At 52.6% G+C, this 19,486-nt stretch carries 15 protein-coding genes; 2 read left to right on the top strand and 13 right to left on the bottom strand.

Annotated elements, in window-relative coordinates:
- The first annotated feature begins 302 nt into the window (after positions 1-302).
- Complete coding sequence (locus FHS19_RS16800; RefSeq protein WP_183583041.1) at positions 303-1,232, top strand: phosphotransferase family protein; 930 nt, start codon at positions 303-305, stop codon at positions 1,230-1,232.
- On the opposite strand, the gene FHS19_RS16795 is transcribed toward FHS19_RS16800, so the two are convergent.
- From FHS19_RS16795 to FHS19_RS16775, 5 genes are all read right to left on the bottom strand, one after another.
- Positions 1,227-1,703, bottom strand: coding sequence for a YqgE/AlgH family protein (locus tag FHS19_RS16795; protein WP_221223993.1), 477 nt, complete (start codon positions 1,701-1,703; stop codon positions 1,227-1,229). The genes FHS19_RS16800 and FHS19_RS16795 overlap by 6 nt on opposite strands.
- The gene (locus FHS19_RS16790; RefSeq protein WP_183583040.1) at positions 1,703-2,488 is read right to left on the bottom strand and encodes a hypothetical protein; all 786 of its coding nucleotides are present in this window, start codon (positions 2,486-2,488) and stop codon (positions 1,703-1,705) included. Before FHS19_RS16790 ends, FHS19_RS16795 begins: the two co-directional genes overlap by 1 nt.
- 373 nt (positions 2,489-2,861) lie before the next feature.
- Positions 2,862-4,547 (bottom strand): glycoside hydrolase family 13 protein, encoded by a 1,686-nt coding sequence (locus FHS19_RS16785; RefSeq protein WP_183583039.1) that lies wholly within the window; start codon positions 4,545-4,547, stop codon positions 2,862-2,864.
- 46 nt (positions 4,548-4,593) lie between these two features.
- Positions 4,594-5,379, bottom strand: coding sequence for a glucose-1-dehydrogenase (locus tag FHS19_RS16780; protein ID WP_183583038.1), 786 nt, complete (start codon positions 5,377-5,379; stop codon positions 4,594-4,596).
- 123 nt (positions 5,380-5,502) lie between these two features.
- On the bottom strand, positions 5,503-6,669 hold the full coding sequence (locus tag FHS19_RS16775; RefSeq protein ID WP_183583037.1) for a cation:proton antiporter: 1,167 nt from the start codon (positions 6,667-6,669) through the stop codon (positions 5,503-5,505).
- 316 nt (positions 6,670-6,985) lie between these two features.
- Between FHS19_RS16775 and FHS19_RS16770 the strand changes: the two genes are divergently transcribed.
- Positions 6,986-7,819, top strand: coding sequence for an SDR family oxidoreductase (locus tag FHS19_RS16770; RefSeq protein ID WP_183583036.1), 834 nt, complete (start codon positions 6,986-6,988; stop codon positions 7,817-7,819).
- A gap of 85 nt (positions 7,820-7,904) precedes the next feature.
- Here the strand turns inward: FHS19_RS16770 and sigJ are convergent, their stop codons facing one another.
- The 8 genes from sigJ to FHS19_RS16730 form a co-directional block, all read right to left on the bottom strand.
- A complete protein-coding gene (gene sigJ, locus FHS19_RS16765) occupies positions 7,905-8,768 on the bottom strand; it encodes an RNA polymerase sigma factor SigJ (RefSeq protein ID WP_183583035.1) in 864 nt (287 codons plus the stop codon).
- Positions 8,769-8,981: 213 nt separating this feature from the next.
- Entirely contained in the window at positions 8,982-9,641 is a 660-nt protein-coding gene (locus FHS19_RS16760) for a peroxiredoxin-like family protein (protein WP_183583034.1), read from the bottom strand.
- A 181-nt stretch (positions 9,642-9,822) separates the two neighbouring features.
- Positions 9,823-11,316 (bottom strand): response regulator, encoded by a 1,494-nt coding sequence (locus tag FHS19_RS16755; protein WP_183583033.1) that lies wholly within the window; start codon positions 11,314-11,316, stop codon positions 9,823-9,825.
- Between the two features lie 30 nt (positions 11,317-11,346).
- Complete coding sequence (locus FHS19_RS16750) at positions 11,347-13,155, bottom strand: cache domain-containing sensor histidine kinase (RefSeq protein ID WP_183583032.1); 1,809 nt, start codon at positions 13,153-13,155, stop codon at positions 11,347-11,349.
- Between the two features lie 29 nt (positions 13,156-13,184).
- Positions 13,185-14,018: a carbohydrate ABC transporter permease gene (locus FHS19_RS16745; protein ID WP_183583031.1), complete on the bottom strand. Its 834-nt coding sequence runs from the start codon at positions 14,016-14,018 to the stop codon at positions 13,185-13,187.
- Positions 14,018-14,911, bottom strand: coding sequence for a carbohydrate ABC transporter permease (locus FHS19_RS16740; RefSeq protein ID WP_183583030.1), 894 nt, complete (start codon positions 14,909-14,911; stop codon positions 14,018-14,020). Before FHS19_RS16740 ends, FHS19_RS16745 begins: the two co-directional genes overlap by 1 nt.
- A 116-nt stretch (positions 14,912-15,027) precedes the next feature.
- Positions 15,028-16,350, bottom strand: coding sequence for an ABC transporter substrate-binding protein (locus FHS19_RS16735; protein ID WP_183583029.1), 1,323 nt, complete (start codon positions 16,348-16,350; stop codon positions 15,028-15,030).
- Positions 16,351-16,870: 520 nt separating this feature from the next.
- The gene (locus FHS19_RS16730; RefSeq protein WP_183583028.1) at positions 16,871-19,384 is read right to left on the bottom strand and encodes a glycoside hydrolase family 38 N-terminal domain-containing protein; all 2,514 of its coding nucleotides are present in this window, start codon (positions 19,382-19,384) and stop codon (positions 16,871-16,873) included.
- Positions 19,385-19,486 lie beyond the last annotated feature (102 nt).

The following is a 19,486-nucleotide window of genomic DNA, read 5'->3' as shown; positions in this document are numbered from 1 at the left end:
CAGTAACTTGTGAAAACAGTATATTATATAAACAGTATATGGTCAACACAAAAAACAGACTTTATTTTAGCATCGCAGTCTTCATTTATCGTGGGCAGCGTTCGGTATATAATGGATGAAACCGAGAACGCCGAGCACGAATTCGTATATGGCCGTCTGGAAAGCTGTGTTCAATGATTAGTGATTACGTACATCATCGAGCAGCGGCGGAAGGAATGCCGGAGCTTGAAGGGCTTGAGGATGGCAAGTGAGGCGGCATAACCCGGTACCAATTGCTTAGGTACGAAAGGATGGCGGAAGGCATGACCGCATATGAAAAACCAATCGTGAACATTACTTTGGTCGAGGAGATGATCGGCAAGCATCTGGGTGATGGAGCGGCGGAAATCACACCCATGCAAGGCGGAAATTTAAGCCGCGTTTTTTCCTTTAACCATGAAGGCCAAGGGTACGTGATCAAATTCAGTGACCTGGAGGGGGCGTACCTGTCGGAAATCTTCGTATCGGATCTGCTGTCCAGCCAGGGCATACCTTTTCCCCGGTGTATCGGACATGGGAAAACAGGGAATCTCGAATATTCCATTTTGGAAAAGATAGAAGGCCGTAATCTGGCGGATTTTTCGAATGAGGAGCAGCGACGCCGGCTTCCGGAACTTATTCAAATTTTGACGCGCCTGAATCATATTGACCTGAGGGGAGCCCACGGATACGGCTGGATCGGGCCCAGCGGTGACGGTGCGTTCCCAACCTGGAGGGATTATTGGGAATCCGTCTATGCGGAAGACCAAACGGGCAGCTTCTGGGAGAATTGGTACGCCTTATTCCATAACTCCTGTTTGGAGAAAGAGGTGTTCGATGAGATTTACAGCCGATTAAATGCTTATTCGCACTATAACGAGCCGCATCGTTATTTTGTTCATGGGGATTTTCACCAGTGGAACATCTTGTCTGACGGCAGCCGGATTACGGGAATTCTGGATTGCAACTGCGTTTACGGCGACTTTCTTGTGGATCTGGCCATTCTGGACCGGCACATGGACGGGCACAACGTCGTACAAGCTTATCAGGACCATCAACAGCAAGCCGGAATCGTCATCCCCGACTTCAATGAGAGATTAAGGGGCGCTTATTACTTCAAAGGACTGGACGGACTGCGCTTCTATGCCAAAATGGGATGGACCGACGCTTACGCATATACCCGCAACTTCCTTCTGGGCCTGGAAAAATCATAATGGAGTTGTTTGCATTTGTGTTTTGGCAACTCCCAATGCCAGGTTCCCCCACAGCGTCTGCTCAACAAACGGGGCTTGCTCCGTTGTGCATTGGACAATTAATATCACCTCACCAGCTGTAGTCTTGGCCGTTCTGATCTTTTTTCGTTTCATCCGATTTTTTAACAAATCGTAAACAAAGCCAACGGCAAATCCTGTAGCCGCTCCAATTAGCCCCCAATAGACAGGACCCCAGTGGAGAACAAACCCTCTGGATACCCCGACGGTCCCGCCCATCATGGCTAGTATAAGCCCGATATCGACTAACGAGGTTCCGTCAGTACCATGCATCGTATCAACCAGCTTCATATCCATTGGACGATTGTCCAGGGGTACGGCGTAAATATGGACGACCTCGTTTTCTTTGAGCTTGCTTATGGCAAGCTCCACATAGTGTGAATGCTGAAATGTAGAGAAAAATTGTATTCCCATCAGATTTTTTCTCCTTTGTGTAAAACAAAGTTTTGAGGCTGGTGGTTTTTTTTCAAATAATCGGCTTGTTCCCAATCAAACAGTTTTGTCAGCTCTACGGCATTGGTGTAAGAATCATACATCGTGAAGAAGTAGATCGAGGGGAAGTAAAGGAACCACTGAGCTCCCATCACTTCTCTTGATTTAGGGAAGTTCCCCAGCAAAAAGTAGTGCATGCCTTCAATCATGTTGGAATGAATGACAATCATCACGGTCATGGCAAGTGTTAAAACAGCAGCTAAGATCCGATGAATATACAGTTGTCCAAGACTTGGGATTGTCATTGCCCAGACCAGCGCAACCCATGGCTTTTTCTTGTCCAGATAGTTGACCTCGAAGGGACTCACCGAAAAATTGGGGTATGGGGCATTTTCCCTTTTCGCCAACAGATGAATCTTATTTAGATCGATGGCAGTCCGGTAGCTGTCCCATATGGCAAATAAATAAACGGGGATATAGAGGTATATGTACTTTTCATTTAATACGGCCTTTGCCTGAGCGATATCTCCGTTAAAAGAATACATAATGGCAGTATTCAGCTGAGTCTTTTGGTTGATATAAAATTCCCAAAAAAACAACGCAAAGCCGGAAATGAATTTGTGTAATAAGATGTGGCCGAATCCAGGGAAAGCTACAGACCATAACGCTACGACCAGGGGATTACGCTGGTGAAGCTGGATGGTGCCGAACGTCGTGACAAAGGCATGATAATAACGATTTCTATATTTGGCTCTAAAGTTATCCACTTTTCAACTCTCCAATGGAATACAGTGTAATCGAATTTTTTGTCAATTGACGAAAGATTATTCTTCCTTTGGATATAAATGTGATTTAAACAATCATCACAACAATCATCTCCTATCCATGTTTTTACCGGGATACCGACAAGCTTTTATACTTGGAAGCGGGTTTCCCTTTCACTACCTATGTCGTTAGCCGGCAGGAAAACGTGACCGGATAGGTTAAACCGGAGTGAAAAATATCACGGCCGTGCCCAAGGCGCACAGCCTGTGCTCATGAATGGTGCCTCTTGCGGGTCCGCTTGATCGCTTCCAAAGAAAAGGCACCGTATGCAGCCGTAAGGCTTGCAGCGGGTGCCTTTTCTTTGCCAACCACCGGTCAGGACAACCGGTATACTCTGGCTTCAAAGGGGCGCAGCTGAATCCGGTCTCCTTCCGCGTCAGACGGGAGATCGTAATTGCTAATCAGCAGGTCTCGCGACATGTCCCGCAGCGGTTTCGGCCATTCCATTACCGGCGTGTCATCGAAAAAGTTAAGGATGACCAGGATGATGTCTTGATCCAGCGTACGGGTGTACACATAGAGATCCGGATCCAATGGAAGCAGCAGCTTATACTCTCCGTAAATCAACGTTTTATGGGTCTTACGCAGGGAGAGCATCCGCTTGTAGTAATGAAAGATGGAATCCGGGTCCTTCATCGCTGAAGCCACGTTCACTTCCGTAAAATTGGAGTTTACCTTCATCCAAGGTTCGCCGGTCGTAAATCCGGCCTGGGGTCCGTCGTCCCACTGCATCGGGGTCCGGGCGTTATCCCGGCTTTTCGCCTGAATGGCCTGCATCGTCTGGTCGATCGGCTTGCCTTGAAGATGGGATTGCTCGAAGTAATTCAGCGTCTCGACGTCCCGGTAATCGCCGATATGGTCAAAAGCCGCATTGGTCATCCCAATTTCTTCGCCTTGGTAAATGTACGGCGTCCCCTCAAGGGTGAGCATGAAGGTGGCCAACATTTTGGCCGATTGGATGCGGTAGGCCTTGTCATTGCCAAAACGGGAGACGGATCTGGGCTGGTCATGATTGCCGAGGTAGTTCGCATTCCATCCCTGGTTATGCAGCGTGGTCTGCCACCGGCTCATTATTTTTTTGAGCTCCAGCAGTGTCCATGCCCGGGATTCCCACTTGCCGGTGCCGTTCGAGGCGGAGTCCAGCGTCATATGCTCGAACTGAAACACCATGTTGAGCTCATGGCGCCGGTCTCCCACATATTCCAAAGCCTGCTCCGGACCGAGTCCCGAGGTTTCGCCGACAGTCATGATGTCGTAGTCCATCAGTACTTCCTCGTTCAGCTTTTTGAGCATAAAGTGGACTTTTTCCAGGTTGGAGAACAGCTGATAAGCCCTCACGACAGGAAGATGCTGCGGATTGTCGGCATTCGGCAGACCTTTCGCCTTAACGATATGGGCGATGGCATCGAAGCGGAAGCCGTCTACGCCTTTTTGCAGCCACCACCGGATCATGTTGTATAATTCATGAACCATGTCTTCGTTTCTCCAGTTCAAATCCGGCTGATGCTTGGAATACAGATGCATATAGTACTCGTCCGTCTCCGGATCCATTTCCCAAACCGAGCCGCTGAAATAGGACTCCCAGTTGTTTGGGTACAGGCCGTTGACCCCTTTGCGCCAAATATAAAAGCTTCGCTTGGGGTTGTCGGTAGACGATCTCGATTCTTTAAACCAGGGATGCTGGTCTGAGGTATGGTTCAGCACCAGGTCCATCATGATTTTCATCCCTCGGGCATGGGCTTCTTGCAGCAGCTCATCGAAATCCTCCATCGTGCCGAATTCCGGATTGATCGCGTAATAGTCGCTGATGTCATATCCGTTGTCTTTGCCGGGAGACTCATAAATCGGACAGATCCAAATGACGCCGATCCCGAGATCCTTTAAATAATCCAGCTTGGAAATGATTCCGCGAAGATCGCCTTTGCCGTCTCCATTGGTATCCATGAAGCTGACGGGATAAATCTCGTACACGGCGGCTTCTTTCCACCAGGTTTCGTTCATGTGCGCATTCCTCCGGTCTGTTGCATGAATTGGGTTCTATAGGGAATTAACCGTGCCCCCCTTGAAAAGCGGGGTATTTGGTCATCCCGCCGTCCGCAAACAGGGTAATGCCCGTGACATAACTGGATTCGGAGGAGGCCAGCCATGCGGCCGCAGCGGCGATTTCCTCCGGCTTGCCGATATACCCTAGCGGGATCAGCGCTTCAACGCTTGCTTTAGCGGCAGGATCGGAAAACTTGGCGGCGTTGATCGGCGTATCGATCGCACCGGGCCCGAGACTGTTGACACGAATTCCCTTCGGCGCGAACTCCAGCGCCAGCGTCTCCGTCATCATCTTGATCCCGCCCTTGCTCGCGGCGTAATGCACGAAATGGGGCCACGGAATCATCTCGTGAACGCTCGAAACGTTGATGATCCGTCCCTTGATCCGGTGTTCGAGCATGTAATCAATCGCCTCGCGGCATCCGAGAAAAGCCCCGGTCAGATTCACGTCAAGCACCTTTCGCCAATCCTCCAGCGTCAGGTCTTCCGAAGGGACTTCGTTTTCGATGCCGGCGTTGTTGACCATGACGTCCAGCGAGCCGAAATGCTCGTGGGCGGCTGCTACCAGATTTTTGACATCCTCTTCGCGGGTTACATCGCCGTACACGCCTATCGCATGACCGCCGCTTTGTTCAATCTCCTGGATGATCGAATCCACTTCCTGCCCGCCGCTGCGGTAATTAATGACCACATTCATCTTTTCGCGCCCGAACCTCAGCGCCATGGCCCGTCCGATGCCGGAAGAAGCTCCGGTAATCATGGCCGTGCTGCCTTCAAGATCCTTGTACACAATCATTCCCTCCTGTCGTCCCATCAAAATGATTACAATAGTATTTAACCGGATCGGGCATGGTTCAACAGAGAAGGGATGAATACAGCGGCGGGACCGAAGAAAAAAAGGCAGAGCGTCCGCTCAACCTTTTTTGGTCTCCAACATTCCGTTTGTGTTTTTACTAAAGAAAATCTTTAGCAGGGGTGGGGCAACTAATGTAGTTATAATCACCATGATCACTACAGACGTGAAGTACTCCGGCAGCAATAACCCAGCTTGAAGTCCAGTAGATGCCATGATTAAAGCAACCTCTCCTCTGGAGATCATTCCGGATCCAATGGCCAATGAAGACGAAGTGTTGAATCCTGTGAGTCTTGCCCCGAGTCCAGCACCAATGAACTTAGTGAGTATTGCAGCAATGGTAAGAGCCGCCAAGAATCCCATTTGTGTTCCAACACCCTTGAAGGTGACATTTAACCCGATACTGACAAAAAACACCGGCACAAAAATGGAATAAGCTATGGGTTCAATTTTTGTTTCTACCGTATGTTTAAATTCGGTTTGGGATAATGCGATCCCCGCTGCAAAAGCACCGATGATTCCAGCTATGCCCATAAGTTCGGCGAAATAAGAAAAGGCAAAGCAGACAACCAGCGCCATGGATACGACCGGCTCGGTCACTTGCAATTTAGACAACGGTTTAAGGATGCGCGGAATCACAAGCCAACCGATGAATATAACCCCGGCAAAGAATATGAATTTCTTCCCAATCAAGACACCGAGTGATACGTCTGTACCTGTACCCAAAAAGCTCATCATTACAGCTAATAAGATGACGACGAGAACATCATCAACGACGGCTGCTCCAAGAATCGTAGTACCTTCACGAGAACTTAACCGATCCATTTCCTTAAGGACTTGCACCGATATGCTAACGGATGTCGCGCTAAAAACAACCCCCATAAACAATGCATAATTTTGAGCAAAACCAAATGCCTCTGCAACGGCATATCCACCGAAAAACGGTAGTATGATTCCTCCAACAGCTACTGCGATTGCCGATCTCCAATTTTTCCTCAACTGGTCCAGGTCTGTTTCCAAACCGGCAATAAACATTAATAGCAAAACCCCGATTTCCGAGAAGAAATGGATAAACTCGTCGGTATGAATCCAACCCAAAACCGCAGGCCCAAGAACAATCCCTGCAATCAATTTTCCAAGTACCGCCGGTTGACCGATTCGAACGGACAGGTCTCCCGTAATTTTGGTGAAGAGCAAAATCAGAGCGATATACAAAACAAACTGCATCTAATACCCCCAATTTTACTATCATCGATCGATCGTAGTCCTTAATATAATGGACAAAAAACTATAAATCAATATGGTGTTTAAACGGTCTAGAATGCCTATATACCACTCTATACTCGCTATTTTAATCCCTAGATATTCACATGACACAAAGAATCCTTAAATCGAAAAATAGAAGGGGAGAAGCGCGTAGGTATCTGATCTGCCGAATGAATGTGAAATTCCCATTTGACAATACCGTTCCAAAGGTGTAGTTTATAACTAACCAGTTAGTTATAAACTGGTGTATACGAAGAGAGTGGGAGAGGATTCTACAATGACTTATCGGACTTGGCTGATCACCGGCATTAGCAGCGGTTTTGGCCGTCAAATGACGGAGCAGCTTCTGGAACGCGGGGAAAGGGTAGCGGGAACGGTCCGCAATATGGAAGCTGTGAATGATTTGCAGGCAAAATACGGCGGCTTATTATGGGTTTCCAAGCTTGACGTCACCGATACGCCGGCGATATACCGGGTCGTGGACAACGCTTTTCGTGATCTCGGCAGCATTGACGTCGTGGTCAACAACGCAGGCTACGGCCTTTTCGGAGCGGCAGAGGAATTGACGGATGAGCAGATACGCCATCAGCTTGAAACGAACCTGATCGGATCCATCCAGGTGGTGCGCGCAGCCCTTCCTCATTTGCGAAAACAAGGCTATGGGCGAATCCTGCAGCTGTCGACCGTAGGCGGCCAGGCCGCTTTCCCCGGAAGTTCTTTGTATCATGCGAGCAAATGGGGAATTGAGGGGTTTGCCGAATCCGTCATGGCTGAAGTTGCCCCTTTTCATATAGGCGTCACTATTGTGGAGCCGGGCAGTGCAAGTACGAACTTCCGGTATCAAAGCTCCAGGCTGGCTCCAAAGATGGACGCCTATGAAGTCTCCCCGGCGATCTATGCGCGTCGGATTCTCGAAGAAGCCAAGGCCCCCTCACTGGGTGATCCTGCCAAAATGACTGCTGCGATGATCCGCAGTGTAGACCAGAATCCGGCGCCTAAAAGAATCGTGCTGGGCAGCGACGCTTATTCGACGATTCACAAAGCTCTTACCGAGCGGCTGGCGGAATTGGAACAGCAAATGGATCTCGCTTTTTCAACCGATTTTGACTGATTTCCATATGAAGAGAGCGGCTAGTGTAGGCGATAAAGTCTTCGTTAGCCGCTGTTTTCATGATCTGGTCATGCAAAAGCGACGGCTAAACTCTGGTGAGCTTATCCGGGTTTCGTACGATATAGACTCTGGACAGCTTGCCGCCTCGGAGCTGCATAAAGACAGCTTTCACGGTATCGTCCCCCGAACGGATGACGATGCCGGACTCGCCGTTCAGAGGAGCAACCTCCGAGCGAAGCTTCCCCTGATCGTAAGGCTGTATGCCCTCGAATACGGCGGCAAGGAATCGGGCCACTTGATCGCGTGTTTGTATCGGACGCGTGGCCGCAGTTACTTTTCCGCCTCCATCGGAGACGAGCATGACGTCTTCAGTCAGCAGAGAAAGCACATGATTGACGTTACCTTGCGCCAGCGAGGTGAGGAACCGGCCGATCCATTCCATATCGGCCGCTTCGGCTGTGATCGTCTCCTCCTCGGATATGCCCATCTTGCTTTTTGCCCGGCTCATCAGCTTGCGGCAATTCGCCTCCTGTTTGCCAATCATTTCGGCGATTTCGGGATAATCGAAGCCCAGCGCCTCACGCAGTACAAAAACGACCCGCTCAGTCGGCGTCAGCCGCTCAAGCATGACGAGCATGGCGTAAGACAGCAGATCGCGGCGAACGACCGCCGTCTCGAGCGTATCCGCTTCCGGTGTCCGTATCGGCTCGGGGAGCCACGGACCGACGTACATTTCCCGCTTTTTCCTCGCCGACTTTTGCAGATTGAGGCAGTGATTGGTAACCATTTTGCATAAATACGCCTTCGGCTCCTCCAAACGTTCAGGGTGCAAGCCGTACGCCTTGAAAAACACATCCTGCACCGCATCTTCCGCGTCAGCCGCAGACCCTGTCAGCTGATAAGCCAGTGTGAACAGCAGTGCTCGATATTGCCCGTACAGTTCCTCCATTCGCGGTCTCTCCTTTTCCGGGGCTTACATACGTAATTCCATACCCGTTCTTTCATTTTCCATAAAAAGCCACATTTGCGTCAAGAAAAGAAGGGGCGGTGACTTTGCCTTCCGCCGAAATTCAAGTCCTGGTTAATATGAAGAAGCCGCCCCATTTGTCATGATGACATTTGGGGCAGCCTTGTCTTGAGATTCGCAGCTGCACGATGCTGCCTATCTTTCGTGAGCAGCATGGATTGTTTTCAATTGATCGATGATTCCCCGAGGCTCCATGCGTTTCATGAAGTCCGGATTGACATAAGCGCGGCGGATATTCCCTTCTTGATCTATAATAAACGTGGCCGTAAGCGGCAAAATCCAACGATCGGTTTGGTTGAACTTGGTAAGGTCCAAACCGAAATTAGTGTAGGCATCCTGCAGATAATCCGGCAGCTCATACAGGATCCGGTAGCTTTCAGCGACATGTCCGTTCGGATCGCTCAGCACCTGGAAGGTTAGCGCTTCCTTCTCCTTATGAGACAGCGAGTTGTCGGGGCTCTGCAGGGAAACGGCGATCAGCTGACCGCCAAGCTTCACAATATCCGGCAGCATTTGGTGGTAAGCCCGAAGCTGGATATTGCAGAACGGACACCAGCTGCCGCGGTAAAATGTCAGAATGACCGGCCCTTTCACAAGCTCGCGATACAGGTTCACCTGTTCACCGAGCGGATCGGTCAGCGTAAAATCCGGTGCTTTGTCCTCTTCCGTTAAACCGAAAACGCCGCCGGACTCCTGCTGCTCCTGAATGTGCCGGAAAACTTGCGACTGCACCTCTTGTGGCGCTTTGACGACAAAACCTTCCTTTGCTTGATCCAATAATACTTTGACCGCCATTAAACAACACTCCCTTTAAAAAGTGATGGGGTACATACCAATGATTTGATTCATTCCTCAGCTTCATGACGCTTTGCACATATAACAAGGTAAGGCACTGATTTGTGACATGGGGAACGAAAAAAATGGCGGATAAAACAAACAAGCGTCCTGATCATTCAGGGCGCTTGTCTATTGGCGGCTATTTCCACTTTTTATATTCATTCGGCGTGACGCCGACGACCTTTTTAAACAGCTTGTTGAAGTAAGCAGGGTCCGCATATCCCACCTCCGCTCCGATTTGGTGCACCTTCATGTTTGGCTCGGTCCGCAGAAGGCGTTTGGCGTTTTTCAGACGTACGTCGGTGATATACTCGGTCAGCGTCAGACCGGTTTCCTGCTTGAACAGCTTGCTGAGATAGCTCGGTGTCAGATACACCATGGCCGCCAGCGTGTTGAGCTCGGCATGCTCGCTGTAATGCTCGGCGATCCAGCGCTTGACGATCTCAACGGCTTTGCCGCCCATCTCGCTGCGCAGTCCGTAGACCTTCTCAAGGGCCGACCTGAACGAATCCAAAAACCATTCTTCCATGTCGGAGAAGCTCATGCCGGCTCGCAGCTGCGTCTCCAGCCGGGCGCGGGCTTCTTTGTCCCGAATCTCCCTGTATTCCTGTACTTCCCGGCACGCCATATCCTCCAGCTGACTGCAGACGCGGACGATTGTCCCGGTACCTGCCCGCTGCTCTTTCAGCCGCCCAAAGCACTGCCGGACACATTCCAGCACGGCTGGAATATGGAGGAGCTGCAGCTGCTCGGCAAGATTCATGCCACGCACGGCATTCTCGGCTTCGACGATCTCTCCGAAAGCTTCCCCGGCATAACCGGCGGCATAATATGGGGCCGAATCTGAATATAGGCCCTGGTCGCAGGCTTGTATGGCTTCATCATAAGAGGCTTTGAGTTCGGAAGCGCCGCTGTGGATGCGGCTGAATCCGATATGAACCACCGTTTCCTCTTCGCTTTGTTCTTCTGCGCCGCCCAGCAGCCGGGCGATCCGGCCCAATTCTTCATGACCCGGAGCTTCCGAAAAATAGAACACCCAGGCGAGCATGCGCTCCTGAACCGAGATCCAGTCACAGACGAGCTCCGAGTGCTGCTGGATCCGCCCGGCCGCGGCTTCGAGCGATCCGCCTTTCTGAACGAACGTGGCATAACAGGACAGGGGCAGCCCGGTATCCTCGGATAGATAGGGAAGGGGAGACTCGCTCATAAAGCAGGAATGAAGCAGCCGTTTGCGGCTCAAGGCTTCTTTCTCGAGTGAGGACTGATGCTCCTCGTCCAATTGGTACAGCAGCTCAAACAGCTGCTCTTTGTTGATCGGTTTGAGCAGATAGTCGACGGCGGAAGCGCGGATCGCTTCCCTGGCATAGTTAAATTCGGTGAAACCGCTCATCAGGATGGAACGGACTTGCGGTCGGGCAGCCTTCAGCTGCTTGATCAGGTCTAGACCGTCCACAATCGGCATCCGGATATCGGTAATGACCACGTCGACCTCCAGGCCGGGAAGGCTGTCCAGTACATCCCTGCCGTCCGGAAACTGCCCGACCACGCGGAAGAGGCCGCTTTCCTTTTCGATCATGCGCGACAGGCCTTCGCGAATCAGAACTTCATCGTCCACAATAACAATTCGAAGCATATTTCTCTCCCGCCTTTGCTGTAATGATGGTTACTCTTGGTCTTCGTCGGGGAGTTCTTCCTTAATGCGCACAATGACCCGAGTTCCGTGCCCGGGCTCACTCTCCACTTCAAGACCGCAGGAGCCGCCGTAATGCAGACGTACCCGCTCGGCCACGTTATGCAGCCCGATGCCGAATGCACCGCCCGCATCGCCGTGCTTCAAGCTGCGGTTCAGCTGCTGGACGGTATCCGCATCCATACCGACTCCGTCATCGCCGATCACGAACACGACGTAGTCCTGTTCGCGCGAAGCGGTGATGGTAATGGTGCCGAGTCCGGGCTTGCGCTCCAGCCCATGAAAGACCGAATTTTCCACAATCGGCTGGAACACCAGCTTGAGCACCGACAAGCCGAGGTAGGGCTCAGGCACATCCATGATGAGCCGAAATTTAGCCGGGAAGCGGATGGCCAGCAGGTCGAAATAGTTGCGGACATGCTCCAGCTCCTGCCGGATGGTCACCGGTTCCCCGCTGCGGACGATGGAATACCTCATTTGGTTTCCCAGCAGGTAGGTCAGCTTGGCAACGCGCGGATCGTCGTTGCTCTCGGCCAGCATGCGGATGGACTCGAGTGTATTGTAAATAAAATGAGGGTTGATTTGGCTCTGCAGCGCCCTCATGTCGGCGGTCTGCTTGCGTTTTTCGGTCAGCTTGATTTCGGTGAGCAGGTCCTTGACCCGCAAAATCATCCGGTTGAAATGGCTGCCCAGCATGCCGATCTCATCATTGTATTTGGGCGATATCCAGACGTCGAGGTTACCGTGCTGAACCTTGCGCATCAGCCGAACCATGGATTTCAGCGGTTTGGTTAAAGCGTGGGAGAAGAACGTTGCGACGAACAGGGCGATTGCCAGCAGGATTAAGGTCGTAACCATCAGCGCCCGGCTGTTCTGCTGGACCTTGTACAAAATTTTGGATAGCGGAATCGTGACGGACGTCGTCCATCCGGTCTGATCCGACGTGTAGTAGACGGTCAGGTAACGGGTTCCGTGTATAGTCGATTCAAAATGGCCTTCCTTCTGACCCTTTGCCGCCGACATCAAGGCAATCAGCCGATCCTGAACCGAATTCGCAGCGCCGCTGGCATACACGAGCTGTCCCTGTTCATCCATAATGAGGGAGCTGCCCTGGGTCACCCGGTCGACAGGCTCGACAATGCCTTGAAACAGGCGGATATCGATGTCCAGGACGATCATGCCGAGATATTGGAGCGAGCTGGCCGAGTTAATGGTCCGCAGCACGCTGATGACATCCATCGTACTGCTTCCGTTGACCGTGATCGGGTGACGGCCTTCTAGGATCGGACGGGCCCCGCCAGCCTCGCTCAGGAGCTTCTTCCAGCCGGGAAGCTGGTTTTCGGCTGACAAATCGTTGATGTTCCCGTTTTTGTCATAAAAAATATGATCGTATCGATCGACCAGATAGACGGCGACGACATCCTTTTTCGTGTGGCTCAAATAGCTGAGAAACATGCCCATGCTCTCGCTTTTATTCCAGTCCGTGTGCTCTTGTCCGAGATAGTACTGCACATCCTTGTTGTACAGGGGAAGCGCCGTGTAACGCTTCAGGTCGTCCACGTACCGGTCGATCGTATCGGAGGCGTTGTCGGCCATCTGTCCGGCGTTGTTGGTAGCGTTCTGCAGCACGGAATTGAACGTGGACCTTGCCGACAGGTAGCTGACATAAGTGATGGGCAGCGATAACAGAAAGACAAATACGAGAATCAGCTTTTTCTCCAATGACAGATTGGCCAGAAAGAGCCATCCCCTGCGTATGATGCGGCCGATTGCAGTACTCATAAGCGATAGTCCACTCCCTGATGCTTGTCTTATTTAACCGCTCCGCTGGTAACTCCTTCAAAGATATAACGCTGCAGGAAAAAGTACAATATGACCGTAGGCAGCAGGATGACCAGGATGGCGGCGCAGATGAGGTTCCAATCGGCCGTGTTGACGCCCTGGAACCGCATCAGCACAGTGGTGACGACGCCGAGGCTCTGCTTCGGCATGTATAGATATGGAATGTACATATCGTTATAAATGCTGATCGTTTTCAGAATAATGAGCGTTGCCGTAGCGGGCGTCAGCAGTGGGAAAATGATCGAACGGTAAATCTTGAACAGGGATGCGCCTTCCACCATGGCGCTTTCGTCCAGGTCATAAGGGATGTTGCGGATGAACTGCAGGTACAGGATGATCTGGATGACGTCGGCTCCGATGTACAGGACGATCGGGGCGCCCATCGTGTTGTACAGCCCAAGGCTTTTGATAATGCCAAATGTGGCGACCTGTGTCGTGATGCTCGGGATGATGGTAGCGACCAGATACGCCCCGAACACGATCGGTTTCAGTTTAAAATCGAACCGGCCCAGAACATAAGCGACCATCGTGCCGAACAAAATGTTCAGCGCGAGCGAGACCACGATAATGATCAGAATGTTGCCGAATCCGCTGAGCAGGCCGCCGCGCTCGAACACGACCTTGAAATTTTCGAAATTGAAAAAATTATGGGGCAGCGCCATCGAGCTGCTGCTGTTAAATTCATCCCTCGATTTGAAGGCGTTGATGATGACGACATAGGGAGGGAACAGGACAACGAATACCCCGATGAGCAGGGTTAAGTATTTAAACAGGTCCTGGATCCGGAATTTGGACGAATGCATTATTTATTTCCTCCTCTGCTGAGCACAAGCTGCTGAACGGCCAGTACGATGACCACAAAGAACAATAAGATGACGCTCATCGCCGAGGCCAGTCCATAGTTGTTGTAAGCGAAGGCCGTTTCCACAACGCGTTGTACGTACGTCTGGCTCGCTCCCGCAGGTCCGCCTTTGGTCAACACGAACGGAAGGTCGAAGACTTCGAGCGCGCCCGTCACGGTCAGGAACAGGTTCAGCTGAATGACCGGCTTCATGTTCGGCAGCGTGATTTTCCACAGAGTCTGCCAGGAGCCGGCACCGTCGATTTTCGCCGCTTCGTAAATATCCTTCGGAATGGCCTGCAGGGAAGCGATGTAAATGACCATGTTGTAGCCCATAAAGCGCCACAGTCCGGTAGAGGCCAGCGCATAGTTAACGAGCCCTTCCGTGCCGAGCCAGCTCGTTTCGCCGAGATGCTTCAGCCCTAGGCTGGAGAGGAACAGGTTCAGTGAGCCGTTGGTCGTGTCAAACACGTACCCGAACATAAAAGCGACCGCCACGCCGTTCATGATGTAAGGCAGAAACAGCAGAATCCGGAACATGTTCCGGCCGCGGAGCCGGCTGTTCAGGACGACAGCGAAGTAAATGGCGATGATATTCTGGACGATTCCCATCGCAAAATAAGCGAAGTTGTGCTCGAATACTTTGAAAATATCCGAATTGGAGAACACTTCCCGGTAATTGTCCAGGCCGACCCAGGGCTTCTCCGGGCTGTAGCCGTCCCAGTTCGTAAAGCTGTAATAGATCAGCTTGATCGCCGGATAATAGGTGAACGTAGCTAATAGAATCAAAGGAATCAGTAGAAAAGAGACGATAATGATCGTCTTCTGTTTGCGGTACGATAGCGTTCCGAACATGCTATACCTTCTTTCTGCAAGCTTATGGGCGTTTCTGGGATGCAAAGCCGACAGCAAAGCGGATTACCTCCTAGATCGGATAATCCACTTTGCCGGGCTATTCCTGTAAGCAGGCGTTATTTGCCGAGGTCTTTCTTGGCTTTGGCCCACGCCTTGTTCCATTTATCCAGGACGCTTTGCGGATCTTTGGCAAGGACGAATTCCTGAACTATGGCCGGCATATCGATTTGCGCCTTATTCAGGATGTCGGTAACCGTCGCATCATCCGGTGTGCCTTCCTGAAGCTCCACGCCGGTAGCCTGGAAGTCTTTCAGCTGAGCCAGCTTGGACTCTTTGTCTTTCAGCGGCGGGATGAATCCGGCGAAATCTTCGTAACCGGAGTCCTCAAGCATCCATTTGACAAAAGCCTTGGCAGCTTCAACGTTTTTGCTGTTTTTGGAAACGGCGTAGAAGAAGTCCGGGCTGAGGGCGGCGCGAACCGTTCCGGAGTTGTCATATGGCAGCGGGAAGAAGCCGATGTTGTCCGAAGTCGTTCCGGCACCGATAACTTGGTTGATAACCCAGTTGCCAAGGAAGTACATGGCGAACTTGCCGGATGCGACGTCTTTCTTGGACTGCTCCCAGTTGGTGGAGTTGATGTCTTTCTCCAGGTAGTCTTTTTCGTTCAGTTCACGGATCAGGCTGAACGCCTTGCCGTAACCGTTGTCCATCGTGAACGGCGTGTCCGTATTCAGCTTCGCGTTCGGGAAGTCCGCGTTGTTCTCGATCAGCCGCGGCAGGTCATACACCCAGTTGTTCAGCGGCCACTTATCCTTGAAGTTGGAAGCCAGCGGCACAATGCCTTTTTGCTTCAGCTTTTCGCAAGCGGATAGGAACTCGTCCCAAGTTTTCGGGAGTTCCGTAATGCCTGCATCGGCGAACGCCTTTTTGTTATACACGATCCCCGACGTGGAGTTGCCAGTCGTGATGCCGTACACTTTGCCTTCATAGGATCTGAAGTCTTTAAACGTAATCTTGTCATCCAGCCCGAGATCGTCGAGCGGAGCAAAATACTTCGGCAGGTCGGAGTTCGGAATCGTCGGAATGAACATGACGTCAGGAAGCTCATCGCCGGCCATTCTCACTTTGGCCTGCTGGTTATAATCGGTTTGCGAGCCCTCGAATTCCACTTTGATGTTCGGGTATTTCTCGTTAAAGCGCTTTACATAATCGTCATACTCTTTGCCGATCATGTCGGTGCGGTTGGTCAAAAAGGTGATTTTGCCGGACAGCTCGGTCCCGCTTCCGGAAGTTCCACCGGACGAAGTGCCGGTTGTATCCGTGCCTCCTCCGCTGCTGGCCGAATCATCGCTGCCGCCGCTTGATCCACAGGCGGACAGGGACATCGAAAGCATCAGGATCATAACAAATCCTAACAAAGTAACAGGCTTCTTTTTCATTTCTACTCTCCCCATTTCGAATATGTTAGCGTTTGCATTGCTATTATAGCCTTTTGAATGCGGTTTTTAAATGTACTCATTTGTTATTTATTGTCTTCTATTATACTAATCACAATAAAAAGTAGCATTATTAATATAACAAAATAATAACAAGATGAGGAAGGGAGGAAAAATAAGTAAATGTTGCTAGTGAGAAATGGCGGGGAATAGCATTATTTTGCTGTCTAAGGGGTGAAGGGGGGAAGGGGAGCGCTGCGACCTGAAGTGCGTAGAGGAAAGGGGGGCATTGCGCGGTCGATCTAAAGGAGGAAGGGCAATGCTCGCGCGCTGGTTGCCGCAGCACGGCCGGATCGATGAGTTTGATTCGCTGAGTATAAGGACAAACAAGAAAAGGAGCTGTCCCCAAGCGGAACAGCTCCTTTTTTCAGATATCAGAAAGTATAAGCTTTTGGAGACTAAGCTTCCTTATATCGCAATAAAAACATCTGCTAAATGCCGTTTGTTTTCTTTTAGTGGACGTTTACACGCCTTCCGGACGCATGCGGGATACGACAAACGGTTCGTGCAGCGCCCGGATGGCCGCCGCAAGCTCATCCTCCGGCAGCGCCGGCTCCGAGCTGACATGGTATTGAAATTCGTAGAAGCCGCCGAGCGTCGCTTTGAAATTGGTCTCCCAATAGTTGGTCATCAGCCAGGCGTACGACTCCGGCTTCTCGCCTTCCGCTTGCTGGGTGTGGAGGCGTCTTGTGCCGTACTCCAGCGGACCCCACTGCATGAGCGGCGTATCCGGCGAAGCCAGCAGCAGTGAGCTTCGGTCATCCTGCCAGGCAATACCTTCCTGGATGCAGGCATAATCGAGGCAGGTCCCCGGAAGCTGGTCCTTCCACGGCCGCACGAGGCCGCCCGGTTTATCTGCATACAGCGTATCCCGCAAGGTGTCACCGCTTGTAAAAGGAAGCGAAAGGTAGACGTTCTCCGGGCTCCAGACGCTGTCTTTATGGAAGCGCGCCGACACGTCGACCCGGTTCCGGTTGGCATGGACCCGCAGGAACAAGGCGAAGTAAGACAAGCCGTTCAACCGGTACGTGATTTCCACCGTGGCGTAGAGCGGTCCGTTCTCCAGGGTGCGCACCGAAGTGATGCGCCCGGCGGAGCGCTCGGCATGGAGCCCCTTGCGGTTGCGGCCCATCCGGGCCCGGGTGCTCCATACCTGGGAGGCGTCCGTCTCATCCGCCGGCCGGGTGACTTCATAGATCGGGGTGAACGCCCCGTACGGATTGCCGCTGCGCAGCATTTCAGCGCCCAGTTCCTTGTTGAACCAGGAATGGATACCGCTGTCGGACCAGGACAGGCGGACGAACGGGGATTCCAGGCCGGTCCGGGTGATGCGGACCGGCGGATGGCCGGCAGAGCCGGATGGCCCCTGGAACATGTCGTCCATGTCGTACACCTGGTCGGCTCCGATCAGACGGGTGTTGGACGTCGTCGTGCCCTGCTGCCGTCCCTGAGCCAGCGGGCGAAGAAGCAGGAAGCAGGTTTCCTGCGCCTGCAGTTTGAGCTCGGTGACGATGGTATGCGGATGGGCGGACTGCTGCGGCAGCACTTCGCCGGTATCCTCCCGTACGACCTCGACGCCTTCGCGCAGGGCGCCGGGCTCCCAGCCGTCCAGTTGGAGCGTGACGAGCTCCGTCACTTCCCGCGCGGCCAGATTAGTGATCCGGAACCGGTACGGCCGATCCGGGTACAGCGTGGCGCTGCCCTGCTGCAGCAGCACCTTGTCCAAGGCACGGTAGGCCAGGCGGCTTGCTTCGGCGGCATGCGCCAGCTTGCGGACCTCCAGCAGCTGGACGTTTTTATGCCACGGTTCATAAATGGAGGAATGGTAGCCCCATGTATGCTCGGCATACAGCGCCAGCGCCTCCTCTGTCTCATCGATCTCGGCTTGGCGGAGCACGCTGGCTTCAGGGTCCAGCTTGACCGCCTTGCGGAGCGTCCGCTGGGCATCCCGGAAGACCTGAGTATGCATCGGTGTAGAGCTGACGCCGTCCGTCCACCAGTCCGGCCAGTCTCCCCGGTGGACAGGCAGTTCAGCCAGATCCTCCTGCTTCAGGCGGGCAAAAAAGCCGCTCAGGCTGGTCATTTCGATCGTAATCTGGTCGCCGTGCTGCTCATTCCACGCCTGGATCCATTCGACGATCCGGCTGTTCGGCGCGCCGTTGTCGGTGCCAAGTCCCGAGAGCATGACGGGCACGAACCCATACGGGTACTGCTCGGCTTCCAGCTGCGCCAAGTACCGGCGGATGCGGATGGTGGCGATGCCTTCATGGATCGCTTCCGGTTCCACCAGCTGGTGGCTGAACTCGTCGCGGATCATGTATTTGCCGAGCGCTCCGGGGCACAGGCCCAGCTCGTTGCCGATCATGTAATGCTCCCCGTTCCAGACCAGAAGGCGGCGGCCGTCACGTGTTTCCCACCAGAAAGGCGCCTGCTTGCGGCCAAGGGCGTACATGCCGTGATGCGTGTGAATACAGCTGAACAAATGCTCGATATCATGGTTCAGCAGGCTGTCGGCATACGCCCAGCCATATCCGTTGATATCTGCGGTCATGGCGCTGTCCACGCGGCTGCCGATCGAGGCGGCGTAGGCTTGGGCTTTACGGTGAAGGGAGCTGAGCAGCTGTTCGTCCGGCAGCTCCGTCATGTTCAGGTAGGTGCCGGACAGCTCGAGATCGCCGCGGAGGACGGCTTCGGCAAACGACTTTTGCTCCTCGGGCGAGGCTGCCTTCAGAAACTGTTCCACTGCCCAGAACGTTTCACAGGTCCAGCGGAAGCCTTTCCACTCGGGTTTGGCGCCTTCATGAGCGGCATTGGCGATACGCAGCGCCTGGCGGATGAAATCGACATGGTACTGCTCGATCTTCTCTTGACGATCCGTATAGCCGAGATCGGTGTGGGAATGGTGAATGGCGTAAATCGTCCACTTCCGGGTGGGCAGCGGCGCGTCGGCCTGTTTTAACTGTTGTTCTAATGTCATCGTGTATCCTCCTTAAGGAGAGAGTTCTATTGTGGTGGGCACGCCGCCCATCTTCGTTTGCTTGGCGGAGACAGCAGGGCCTCTAATTCCAACACAAGCCTT

Source organism: Paenibacillus rhizosphaerae, from assembly GCF_014192015.1.
Lineage (GTDB): Bacteria > Bacillota > Bacilli > Paenibacillales > Paenibacillaceae > Paenibacillus_AQ > Paenibacillus_AQ rhizosphaerae.
This window is presented reverse-complemented; position numbering and strand designations above follow the sequence as displayed.